The following is a 12550-nucleotide window of genomic DNA, read 5'->3' on the forward strand; positions in this document are numbered from 1 at the left end:
ATTTAAAATGCATCTTTCATGGCCAAGCTAATATAAATTACTCTCCAGGCTACCGTTACCGACATAGCCCTTGAACCGTAGGTTCAAGGCGGGTAAATGAATATCTCCTAAGGCTTCTCGATACGAGCCGAGCTTGCACAATGTCAATAAAACATTCATCCTGGTTTTGTAAGTATCGGCACAGGGACATTGCCGGCTCACATGTAGCCCAGAGAGTAAAACGGGGGCATTTAATTCGATGTAATCGATTATGCTATTACATTGACTATAGCTTTTATCTTATCGTTACGAACTAATTAATTGCTAAATTTTTCAACATTAGGTTTACACATAGCTAAATTGACTTAGCCTCAGTAAAGTTTACTCTGCTTTAATTGAACGCTCAACTAAGGCATTTTCTAATGTTGATTGAAGCAAACCAATTTTTTCATCCATTTGCTTATTATAATCTTGATTTTTTTGTTGTTCTTCTAAGAGTTCATAGCCAATGTTAAGGGCCGCCATAATGGCAATCTCTTCACGACTTAAACTGTTGGTTCTAGATTTAAGTGATGTCAGCTGCTTCTCCAGTTTTTGCGCTACGTGCTGCAAAGCGCTCTCTTGTCCCTGAGGGCAAGCGATGGAATATGTGCGGCCTAATAAGCTAATCTCAATAGCGTGGCTACTCATGAAGCATGGGTCCTTAAATTTGACTCTTGACCGGACTATAAAGGTCTCCTCAGCAAAGTGCAACATGAGTTAGGGGTAAGATGCCCAACTTTAGATTAAATGTTGTTTAGATAGATAAAAGTGTATAAATATTAATCATTTCATTCACCTAAACTTCAATTTTTCCTTTTATATCTTAACGTCACTATTTTTGCAGCTTGGCATTTAAAATAGAAATTATTAATGCAGATGATGTCGGGTTTTCTTGGCCGAACGTGTCACTTCTGGTAGCATGACCTCAGTAATTTGTGTCATTGGAACCTTGTTATGGCGACCCCTCCTTCTTTACGTATAGATAACTTAATGGCTGCGCTTAATGCGGCGGATATTGCTCAGCATCCTGTTGAGGTTCACGGTGCGCTTGTGGGCCTCATTTGTGGCGGCATCGAAGAGTCAAAAAGAGAGTGGAATACCTCTTTACTTGAGCTGATCAATGACGGCCAGGCTTTACCTCCATCACTTCAGCAGCTTATTGATGAACTCTACCAAGATACGTTAGCCAGAATTTCAGATATTGATTTTGGTTTTTCTCCTATGCAGCCTGAAGAAGAAGAGCCTGTGTCTACCCGAGTTGAAGCACTTTCACTTTGGGTACAAAGTTTTCTTACTGGGTTAGCGATTGTCCAGCCTAAGTTAAATAATGCTTCAGCGGATGTACGTGAAGTGATCAAAGATTTAGCTGAGATCGCGATGGTTGAATTTGATGTTGCCGATGATGATGAGTCTGAATCTGCTTATATGGAGCTCACAGAATTTGCTAAAATGGCAGCACTGCTGTGTTATGCAGAATTTGCTCCAGAGCCTTCAGCACAACAAACCGGTGTGATTCATTAGCCATTAGCACGGCAACATCTACACTATCGAGAGTGCATGCTTATTATCTTAACTTGGATGGTGAGCTTAGTTGATTCGATTCGACTGGGGCAAAATAGAGAAGCTTAATGACAGCTGAAACAGAACAAGATGCGCATTTAATCTGTGTGGATGTCGCGATCGTCGGTGGCGCTATGGCAGGAGCGACATTAGCACTTGGTCTCAAATCTCTTGGAGACTCGCTTAAGCGCCCCTTAAAAATTGCATTAATTGAGGCACACAGTCCTCATCAAGCGCATCCTGGATTTGATGCTCGCTCCATTGCCATCGCCCATGGCTCTATCTTCGAATTAACGCAGATTGGTTTATGGCCTAAATTGGCCCATTTAGGCACGTCAATTAAGAATATTCATATTTCAGATCGTGGTCACATGGGAATGACAGAACTCAATGCTGCAGCGTTTAATCTGGAAAGTTTGGGTCAAGTTGTCGAGTTAGAACGTGTCGGACAAGTATTATTTACATTGCTCGCTGATGCAGACATTTCACTTTATTGCCCGAATAAAGTCATGTCAGTAGAGGCGCAGGTGAATGCACAAATACTCACTCTTGATGATGGTACTCGTTTAAGTGCTTCACTATTGGTGGCAGCAGACGGTGTCAACTCTCAGGTTAGAGCGGCATGTAAACAGCCATTAGAAAGAATTGATTTTGATCAGGTTGCATTGGTTGCCAATGTGCAAACTAACCAAGCTCATGAGAATTGGGCGTTTGAACGTTTTACTAATACAGGCCCTTTGGCCCTGTTACCCATGGGATCCGATAATGGCCGATCACGGGTGTCATTGGTGTGGGCACTGCCACCTGATGAGGCAAAACGTTTACAGTCTGCCTCTCATAATGTGTTTTTGAGCGAATTGCAGCAGGCTTTTGGATCGCGTTCCGGTCAATTTATCTCAGTCGGCGAGCGTTACTCATATCCGCTGACGCTTTCTTATATGCCAAGACCCATTTATCATCGAACCGTATTTATCGGCAATGCAGCTCAAGCGTTACATCCCATCGCAGGTCAAGGGTTTAATTTAGGCTTAAGGGATTTAATGAGTTTGATCCAAGTGATTAAACAACAGTTATTAAATGAAACGGATGCTCAGCCAACGGATTTTGGTAGCACTGAAGTGACTCATGCTTATTTACAGCGCCGTGAGCCTGACAGAAATGCCACTTTATGCAACATTGAGTGTTTGGTACGTGGCTTTTCCAATGATCACTGGCCGTTAGTGGCTGGACGCAGTTTGGGGTTGAGATTACTCTCTTGGGCTCCGCCACTTAAAATCCCAGTGGCCAAAACGGCAATGGGCTGGAAAGCACGACGTTAAGCTACCAACAAAGGTCAAATGAAAGGAAAACTAAATGTTGAGCACTAAAACCTATGACATTGCTATCGTTGGTGGAGGCATGGTTGGCCTCGCCACTGCGATAGGGTTGGCTATGGCAGACTTACGTGTTGTGGTTATTGATGCTGGAGAGATTGAGGCTGTTTCTGGTGGGCCTAAACTGAGGGTTAGCGCAATCAATAAAGCAAGCCAGAGGTTATTACAAAATCTCGGGGCTTGGTCCTATCTTGACGATGACCGTGTAAGCCCTTACCAGAAGATGGAAGTCTGGCAGAAAGATAGTATAGGTAAGATAAGTTTTGATGCCCACACCCTTTGCGAACAATACCTCGGCAGTATTATCGAAAATGACAACATTGGCTATGCCTTGTCTAAGCGGGCGAGTGAGTGTGATGAGATAACACACATCAAAAATCACCGCCTAGATAACATCGCCTTCGGTGAGCGTGAAGCCTGGTTGACCTTAGATAATGGTGACAACTTAAGTGCGGCATTAGTCATAGGTGCTGACGGGGCTAACTCTTGGGTACGTGAACAGTGTAAGATCCCGATGACATTCTGGGATTATGGCCATCATGCCATTGTAGCCAGTATTCGCACCGAGATCTCCCATCAAGATACAGCCCGCCAAGTGTTCCTTAAAGATGGCCCATTAGCTTTCTTACCGCTCTATGAAAAAAACCTTTGCTCCATTGTGTGGTCTGTGCCGCCGGCGAAAGCTAAACAGTTGTTGAGTATGGACAAGCAAACATTCGAGCGTACCTTAATGGCTGCATTTGATGGTCGTATGGGGATGTGTCAACTGGTGTGTGAGCCACAGGCTTTCCCTCTGCGCATGCGTTATGCTCGTCATTTTGCTCGCCATCGGTTGTTATTAGCCGGTGATGCTGCACATACTATTCACCCGCTTGCAGGTCAGGGGGTTAACTTAGGTTTTCTCGATGCCGCTGCCATCATACAAACCATAGATGGACTGAAGCTTGCGGGAAAAGACATAGGTGACTACAGTAACTTACGTGCATTAGAGCGATGGCGTAAGGCTGATGCATTGGAGATGATTGCGGCTATGGAAGGCTTTAAACGGTTATTTGAAGGTAGTAATCCAGTTAAAAAAGCGTTACGTGATTTTGGACTTAACCTGATTGATCATATTTCTCCTGCGAAAACACTGTTTATGCGACAAGCCATGGGTCACAATAATCGTTTGCCTGATTTATGTAAAGTTCAAAAATCAGACGTTGAGTTTCAATAATAGTTATTATCTTTCATATGTTTAGTTGATTTTTACTGACGTTTTTCTTTGGCCTGATAAATAGACCCAGTCTAGGTGATGAGAAAATCTAATCAAACAAAGCATCGGATTAGAAAATTCTCTTGTATACAAAACGGTGGTGCGAGGTATAATTTTGGCGTATTTTATCCCTTATTAAATAGCGAAATACGCTGCTGTATCTTACTCTATCCCTAGTCTGTTGACTTAAGGTCCACAGGGTCAGATAAGGCCATACCAAAGGCGTGAGATAAGAGGTAATAATGGCGATAAACGGTGCTCTTTAACATGAAAATTAGCATACAATGCTAACAGACTTGATTATCACAGTTGGGATACTACTGAAGTTTACATGGGTACATAAAGGCGTTTTAGTTAACGTCATTGCTGCGCATTTTGTACGTAACAGTAAACATGTTAAATTGATTTAGGCACTATCTTAAGTAATAAACTATCTTCATTAACAAAGAATTAGAACAATCGAATAAGGATTAAGAACAATGAGTAACATTCCAAATGAACTAAAGTACGCTTCATCTCACGAATGGATCCGTAAAGAAGAAGATGGTTCATATACTGTTGGGATCAGCGATCATGCTCAAGAGCTTTTGGGTGACATGGTATTCGTTGAATTACCTGAAGTGGGCGATACGGTGACTGCCGGTGAAGATTGCGCCGTAGCAGAATCGGTTAAAGCAGCATCAGATATTTATGCCCCGATATCAGGTGAAGTTGTGGCTGTTAACGAGTCGCTTGAAGATTCTCCTGAATTAGTTAACGGTGATGCATTTGGTGATGGTTGGTTTTTCCGTGTGATGCCAACAGACTCAGCTGAAATTGACAATTTACTTGATGCCGAAGCCTATCAAGCGACCATCGACGAAGACTAATTCGCGATTAAAAATGAAGCCTCATTTTTTATAAAATGAGGCTTTGTTGGTTATTTAGCTAGTGTTTATTAACTAGCCTTGTTTATAGCTAAGTGACTTTGTTCGCTCATTCGCTGAGCCAATGTCGTTCTTATCAGCCCCCAGAAGTTATTTAGCTATCATACACTGCAACGAGACCGGTACCTGATCCCCTACAGGCGGATACTGGCAAATATGGAATTAGGTTTATCATGACCACTGAAACTCTTACTCAACTTGAGCAGCACGATCTCTTCCTCAGTCGCCATATTGGCCCTGATAGTGAACAGCGCCAAGATATGTTGAACTACGTCGGAGCAGAATCTTTAGCTGAATTGACAGCACAAATTGTCCCTGAGTCGATTCGTATTAATCGTGATTTAGCCGTTGGTGATCATGTAAGCGAAGCCGAAGGTATTGCTTATATCCGGGGTATAGCAGAGAAAAACAAGGTTTATAAAAGCTACATTGGCATGGGATATTCAGGTACCGAAGTCCCAGCGGTTATTCAGCGTAATGTGCTTGAAAATCCAGGTTGGTACACCGCTTACACGCCATATCAGCCTGAGATAGCTCAAGGTCGTTTAGAAGCGATTCTTAATTTTCAGCAACTCTCAATGGATTTAACCGGTCTAGATCTCGCTTCTTCATCACTATTGGATGAGGCAACCGCAGCAGCTGAAGCGATGGCATTGGCTAAGCGCGTGTCTAAAGCAAAGAAAGCGAATACTTTTTTTGTGGCAGATGATGTATTTCCACAAACATTAGATGTGGTTAAGACTCGCGCTGAATGTTTCGGTTTCGACATCGTTGTCGGTCCAGCGGCTGAAGCCGTTAATTATGAGCTATTTGGTGCCTTGTTCCAGTACACTAATCGTTATGGTGAGATCTCTGATTTCACTGAACTTTTTGCGGCTTTGAGTGAAAAGAAAGTCATAGTGTCAGTGGCTGCGGATATCATGTCGCTTGTGATGCTGAAGTCACCAGGTTCTATGGGGGCCGATGTCGTATTTGGTAATTCTCAGCGTTTCGGTGTGCCGATGGGCTTTGGTGGTCCACATGCCGCTTTCTTTGTCTCTCGTGATGCGCACAAACGTTCATTACCTGGCCGTATTATTGGGGTGTCTCAAGATACTCGCGGAAATCGTGCACTACGTATGGCAATGCAGACTCGCGAGCAACATATCCGTCGTGAGAAAGCCAATTCCAATATCTGTACCGCTCAAGTATTGTTAGCCAACATGGCATCTTTCTACGCAGTATTCCACGGCCCACAAGGGTTGAGGACGATTGCTGAACGTATTCATCGTCTAACAGATATTCTTGCCACAGGCCTTATTGCTAAAGGGGTGGAGCTGGTTAACAGTACTTGGTTTGACACCATTTCTATAAAAGGGTTAGATGTCGCGGCGATTGTTAAGCGTTCTGATCTCGCTGGTATCAATTTGCGCGTCGACTCAAGCAAAGTATTAGGGGTCAGTTTAGCTGAAACGACCACTCGTGAAGATGTGGCTCAATTGTTTGATGTGATCTTAGGCGCAGGCCATGGACTTGATGTTACTGCTCTTGATGCTCAAGTTATTGCAGCTCAAGTTAAAGGCGAGGGCACTATCTCTATCCCTACGGGGCTTAATCGAACCGATGCTATTTTGACCCACCCGACGTTTAATCGCTACCACAGCGAAACCGAAATGATGCGTTATATCAAACGTCTCGAAAACAAAGATTTAGCCTTGAATCATTCAATGATCTCATTGGGATCATGCACCATGAAGCTCAATGCCGCCACAGAGATGCTCCCCATCACCTGGCCTGAATTTGGTAACATGCACCCATTTTGCCCACAAGATCAAGCGCAAGGTTATGCGCAATTACTCAGCGAGCTCACAGAATGGTTAGTGGATATCACAGGTTACGATGCCGTATCACTGCAACCAAACTCTGGCTCTCAAGGTGAATATGCTGGTCTGCTTGCCATTAAGCAATATCACGAGTCTCGCGGTGAAGCCCACCGAAATATCTGTTTAATCCCATCATCTGCTCACGGTACTAACCCCGCGTCTGCTCAGCTTGCAGGCATGAAAGTGGTGGTTACCGCTTGTGATAAAGCCGGTAACATTGACATGGAAGAGTTGAAGGCAAAGGCGGCTGAGCTTGCCGATAACCTCTCTTGTATCATGGTCACATACCCATCGACTCATGGCGTGTACGAAGAGACGATTGGTGAAATTTGTGATGTTATCCATCAGCATGGTGGTCAAGTGTATCTTGATGGTGCAAACATGAATGCCCAAGTAGGGTTAACCTCACCAGGTTTTATTGGTGCTGATGTCTCTCACCTTAATTTACATAAGACCTTTGCGATTCCACATGGTGGCGGTGGTCCGGGTATGGGTCCTATCGGGGTTAAAAAGCATCTTGCTCCCTTCTTATCGGGTCATGCAGTGGTTAAGCAGGGGTTAGACTCTGACAACAACGGCGCCGTTTCTGCCGCTCCTTTTGGCAGTGCCGGTATTTTGCCTATCACTTGGATGTACATCAAGCTGTTAGGTAAGCAAGGTCTAAGAGCATCGACAGAGATAGCGCTGCTTAATGCTAATTATGTAATGAAGAAGCTGTCTGAGTATTATCCGGTGCTTTACACTGGCCGTAATGATCGCGTTGCTCACGAGTGTATTATCGATTTACGTCCACTAAAAGAGTCTTCTGGTATCACAGAGATGGATATCGCCAAACGTTTGAACGATTATGGTTTCCATGCGCCAACCATGAGCTTTCCTGTGGCAGGTACCTTAATGATTGAACCAACAGAATCTGAATCTAAGGTTGAGCTCGACAGGTTTATTGAAGCCATGATTTCAATTCGCGGCGAAGTGGCACGGGTTGAATCTGGTGAATGGCCAGGTGATAACAACCCACTGCACAATGCGCCCCATACCTTAGCCGACATCATGGATCCTGCTTTTGATGAGCGTCCATACAGTCGTGAAGTGGCCGTGTTCCCAAGTGCAGCAGTCAAAGCAAACAAGTTTTGGCCAACGGTTAATCGTATTGATGATGTCTATGGGGATCGGAATTTATTCTGTGCTTGTATTCCTATCGCTGACTACGAATAACGGCTGCTTAGCCGACCTTGTGATTGTGGCGGCTGACTAACTAAGTAAACCAACCAATCTAACATTAAGCCCTGAACACTCAGGGCTTTTTAATGCCCAGAATACAACTTCGAGGTAAAAGAAGGGGACTGAGCCACGTAATTAATCACTCAGAACCTTTGCGTCACGGGATCCGCACTCTTCCTCGCCCTATTTCAGTGTTTTTCAGTTTTACTTGATAACAACAAAGGGGAAAGGTTAGGGCTGTGAATGGTGAAACCTGCATAGGCTCTGAGATACGTCTAAATTCCGTGAGGTTTTTATTGAAAGCGCTATTTTCATTACAATTACTAAATCCATTAAAAACATATATTTAAATTGTTTTAAAACTGAAATGGGTGGATAGGGAAGGTATCGTATCGTTTCTATTGAGTTCATCTCTGGTCTAAACATCGCTATAGAATCATTTTGAACTACTCTTAATTTAGCAAGATAAGGATGGCCAGTGATTTTAGGAAGAAGCGAAGGGAATAAATACCCATGAAATGGATAGAACCAAAATATTCTAAAGAAAGAGTTAAAAAAGCAGGGAATAGCTTACTCAAAGCTGACTTGAACTGTGACGAATTCACAGATGCAATTCCTATTTTTCATAATTGGAGATCGTCTCACGCATTTCCTATGCAAATAATGCTTGATCTACTTAGAAAAAATTCAATAAAAATTGATAAGAACCCTTTGGTTGTACAAAGATTAAAGCGTGTTCAATCAATATTTAAAAAAATAGTTCGTGAACAAAACATGAGCCTGAGTAGGATGCAAGATATTGCAGGCTGTAGAGCTGTGCTAAGCGATGTTAAAAAAGTTAACAAAGTTTGTAAATCATTGGTGAAGAGTAGAACAAAAAATATATTTTATAAAGAGTACAATTATATTGAATCCCCAAAAGAATCAGGTTATAGAGGAATTCATTTGATTTACAAATATAACGGTAGTAAAGAAAAATATATTGGAATGCTGGTTGAGCTGCAGATTAGAAGTAAAATTCAGCATTCATGGGCAACCGCTGTTGAAGTTGTTGGGACTTTCACTAATCAAGCTCTGAAAGCTAGCAGTGGTGATTCAGAGTGGCTTGAACTTTTCAAATTCATAAGTGTTGAGTTCGCTAGACTAGAGAATTGTATTGTTGAGTCAAGATTCAAAGAAGTTAACACTTATGAGGAAATGAACAAATTAATTAATATATTGGAGTTGTTTGAACGTTTGACTGCTTTTAAAGTTGCTACTAAAACGCTAACTGAAAAAGTAGAAAAAAAGGCTGGATATTTTGTTTTGCTGCTTGATATTTCCGATAGGGTTGTCATCCACACTAGATTTGATAAAGGTAAACTTGATGAAGCTACAAATTATTACAATAAACTTGAAATAAAACATCGTGATGATGTAACAAAAGACGTGGTCTTGGTCTCTGCTGCATCAGTTCGCGATCTCAAAACAGCTTACCCTAATTACTTTGCTGACACCGATGAGTTCGTGAAAAACATCAAAAAAGTATACTCAAGTTATAACTATATTTTTAATAAATCACTCGCCAGCTAATTTACTAAAATTGGTCTAATGCCAATAGCAAGATTCAGGTTTGTAGCTCTAAAAAGTTATTGTTGGCTCATCCGTGGACAAAAACTAACGCAGTTTAGGCAATGTATTTTTTCTCTGCCGCCACTTTGCCGCCATTCAGATGTGACAAAAGGTTAGCCTTTCGGCTAACCTTTTGTTTTAATTGGTGGAGGCGGCGGGGCTCGAACCCGCGTCCAAAAAGCCTACATCCTAGTCGTGGGGTAATAAAAACAATAACTTACATAATTTTCAAAGGCTTAGGTGATGGGTTGTGATTCATCCTGACGGTAAGCTGTGTCCTCTGTGGACAATTGGTGGACACTTTTATTCTGATGTTGTTTCATTTCAGCAGTCTTGCTATTGGGTTCTTGGTGATGGCGTCGTCTAGGTGATTCGGGGCGAAGTGGGCGTAACGCATGGTGTCTTTGATATCAGAGTGACCGAGTATGTTTCTGAGTACTAATATGTTGCCACCGTTCATCATAAAATGGCTGGCAAAGGTATGACGTAATATGTGAGTCATCTGCCTTTCAGGGAAATTTAATCCAGTTCGCTTGATTGCCTGTTCAAATGATTTTCTGCAAGGTCTGAATAATGCACCGCGAACGTGGGGCAATATATCTGCTAATTCTTGTGCAATGGGGACGGTACGATTTTTCTTACCTTTGGTTTTAACAAAGGTGATGCGGTTGTGGGCTATTTGGCTACCGCGCAATCCTTCCGCCTCTGACCATCGACACCCAGTAGCTAAACAAATCATGACTATAGTTTTTAAGTGTTCATACTTGGCATTGCCACATTCGGTTAAAACGAGTGGGATCTCTTCTGGATACAGATACGCCAATTCAATATCATCAATTTTAAATTGTTCTATCCCCTCAAGTGGATTAGGTAAAGACCATTCTCCCAGCTTTTTAAGTGTCGTAAACACAGTGTTTAAATATGCGTGTTCATGGTTAACCGTATTAGGTTTTACTTTGTTTCTATTACCTTGGGCATCTTCAATTTCACCATCCAGGCGCATTTGCCGATAATGAGCAAAATCGTTAGCGGTTATCTTGTTAGCGATAGGGTCGCCCATGCCATCGCAAATCATATTAAGTTTAGTCATGCGTTGTTCAGGTTTCACTAGTTGGCGACCGTGTAAATCATGCCATATAGTTATTAATTCAGATAATTTACGGTTGTCGACTGCTTCACCCAACCATGGTTTCGATTCGACTTTTTTTAAAATATATGACTCATAGGCAAGTGCTTCTCCTCTAGTGGCAAAAGTTTTTCGTATGCGCTTGCTGTTACGGCCATTGGTACGTAAGTCGAGTTTCCAAGGCGTGTTACTACCGTCTTTAGTATTATTAATAGACATTAGTTAACTACTTGGGTTATCTGGGTAATTTACTAGAAGTATTAAAGCTAGCCAGCTAAAAGAAACTATTTTCGAACGAATAGAGTGACCTTTACGAAGTGTGAACCAAGAAAAAATGATTGGCATAATAAAGACACCAATACCTAAAAGTAGGCTTACTTTTCTGTCTAATGAGTCAACGTTTAAAGTAGAGTTGTCATAATTATCTCTCGTGTTAATGCTTTTTATCGAGTTTGTTGTTTTGGGTTTTATTATAGGGTTTGGGTGATTTATTCCCAAGTAACTTACTATGTCTTCTTTAGGTATTGCTTCACCAGTGTCCTTAATTATGATGTCACCTTGAATTCTATCGATCCTAAATTGTCTTGCTGCATTTTTATAAAAGCAAAAGCCATGTAAGTAGGTATATTCGTTTTGAACTAGTTTATCCAATCTGAATTCTCGTGAACTAGGTTCATTCTTAAAATCAACATAATCAAAAACTATAACAATTGACTGTTCTAATGTGGTTGCAATATCAATTAAAGAGTCAGTTGACTCTTGGGTAGAGTAAGATGATGTATTGGGTGCTACAGTAGAAGGTTTATCAATAACACCATCAATATCGCTGAAGCTAAGTAAAATATCTTTTGCGAGTTCTGTGACTATGTAATTGTTAAAGTTGCAATCAATGACATCAAGCCATACTGCTGCTTTAAATTCTCTGGGATAATCAAAGTTTTCAAAAGATAAGGATAAGTCCGCTATATATTGTTGTTGTAGACTCTTTAGTAGTGTATTTAAAGTCGGTAAGAATTTTATGACAATAGGGAGAGGAAATAACGGTGTATTATTTTCTTGATAATTAATTAACTCTTTTATTAGTGATGGCTTACTTTGACTAACTTTAATGCCTAATGGTTTTACAATGGTTTTTAGCTCTGAGAGTTTATAATTAGAAAAAAAATTTGACCAATCCTCATCATCAACAAGTTCTTTCTTTTTGGCAATACCCGCCTTGATAAATGCTTTAGCGACATTATCGTTAATGACGAACCATTCATATTCATCTTCTAGTACATCGGGGTCATAAATATCAATAAAGTCAGACCAATACTTTTTAAGCCAAGAGTTAGTACCGAGGAAATTATTACGGTTTGACTCAATAACAGCATCAAAAGGCTCAACTTCAACTTCATAAGCGCATGCTGAATCGAAACAACGTTTATATATTGTGATAAATTGCTCAACGGTAGAGGGTTTGTAATCCTGTAGGTCAGCACGAAGTTCAAATAAGTCTGAAACATCTTTAAATTTTACAGAGGTCCCTTTGGGAGCTGGCATGCGTTTAGCTGTGTATTTGCCTGTTTCGTTGAAAAAATGGGAATGATTCATTT

Annotated in this window: 9 protein-coding genes and 1 other RNA gene; 6 read left to right on the plus strand and 4 right to left on the minus strand. The window is 41.5% G+C overall.

Annotation, left to right across the window (positions count from 1 at the left end; genetic code table 11):
• Positions 1 to 37: 37 nt before the first annotated feature.
• Together ssrS and HQQ94_RS08185 are read right to left on the minus strand one after the other, a co-directional pair.
• Positions 38 to 218: non-coding RNA, 6S RNA (gene ssrS / locus HQQ94_RS08180), on the minus strand.
• Between the two features lie 142 nt (positions 219 to 360).
• The gene (locus HQQ94_RS08185; protein WP_173293950.1) at positions 361 to 669 is read right to left on the minus strand and encodes a cell division protein ZapA; all 309 of its coding nucleotides are present in this window, start codon (positions 667 to 669) and stop codon (positions 361 to 363) included.
• A 306-nt stretch (positions 670 to 975) separates the two neighbouring features.
• Between HQQ94_RS08185 and HQQ94_RS08190 the strand changes: the two genes are divergently transcribed.
• The 6 genes from HQQ94_RS08190 to HQQ94_RS08215 all read left to right on the plus strand — a co-directional run bounded on the left by HQQ94_RS08190 (position 976) and on the right by HQQ94_RS08215 (position 9790).
• Complete coding sequence (locus HQQ94_RS08190; RefSeq protein ID WP_173293951.1) at positions 976 to 1542, plus strand: UPF0149 family protein; 567 nt, start codon at positions 976 to 978, stop codon at positions 1540 to 1542.
• A gap of 107 nt (positions 1543 to 1649) precedes the next feature.
• Positions 1650 to 2900: a 2-octaprenyl-6-methoxyphenyl hydroxylase gene (ubiH, locus tag HQQ94_RS08195; RefSeq protein ID WP_173293952.1), complete on the plus strand. Its 1251-nt coding sequence runs from the start codon at positions 1650 to 1652 to the stop codon at positions 2898 to 2900.
• Positions 2901 to 2934: 34 nt separating this feature from the next.
• Positions 2935 to 4170, plus strand: a complete 1236-nt coding sequence (locus HQQ94_RS08200) for an FAD-dependent monooxygenase (protein ID WP_173293953.1) — start codon at positions 2935 to 2937, stop codon at positions 4168 to 4170.
• Positions 4171 to 4688: 518 nt separating this feature from the next.
• Positions 4689 to 5078 (plus strand): glycine cleavage system protein GcvH, encoded by a 390-nt coding sequence (gene gcvH, locus HQQ94_RS08205; RefSeq protein WP_173293954.1) that lies wholly within the window; start codon positions 4689 to 4691, stop codon positions 5076 to 5078.
• Positions 5079 to 5308: 230 nt separating this feature from the next.
• Positions 5309 to 8212, plus strand: a complete 2904-nt coding sequence (gene gcvP, locus HQQ94_RS08210; protein ID WP_173293955.1) for an aminomethyl-transferring glycine dehydrogenase — start codon at positions 5309 to 5311, stop codon at positions 8210 to 8212.
• A 519-nt stretch (positions 8213 to 8731) separates the two neighbouring features.
• Positions 8732 to 9790: a RelA/SpoT domain-containing protein gene (locus HQQ94_RS08215; RefSeq protein WP_173293956.1), complete on the plus strand. Its 1059-nt coding sequence runs from the start codon at positions 8732 to 8734 to the stop codon at positions 9788 to 9790.
• A gap of 358 nt (positions 9791 to 10148) precedes the next feature.
• Here HQQ94_RS08215 and HQQ94_RS08220 read toward each other — a convergent pair whose 3' ends face one another.
• Together HQQ94_RS08220 and HQQ94_RS08225 are read right to left on the minus strand one after the other, a co-directional pair.
• Complete coding sequence (locus HQQ94_RS08220; protein WP_173293957.1) at positions 10149 to 11174, minus strand: tyrosine-type recombinase/integrase; 1026 nt, start codon at positions 11172 to 11174, stop codon at positions 10149 to 10151.
• Between the two features lie 3 nt (positions 11175 to 11177).
• On the minus strand, positions 11178 to 12548 hold the full coding sequence (locus HQQ94_RS08225; protein WP_173293958.1) for a WYL domain-containing protein: 1371 nt from the start codon (positions 12546 to 12548) through the stop codon (positions 11178 to 11180).
• Positions 12549 to 12550 lie beyond the last annotated feature (2 nt).

The sequence above is a fragment of the Shewanella sp. VB17 genome (assembly GCF_013248905.1).
Lineage (GTDB): Bacteria > Pseudomonadota > Gammaproteobacteria > Enterobacterales > Shewanellaceae > Shewanella.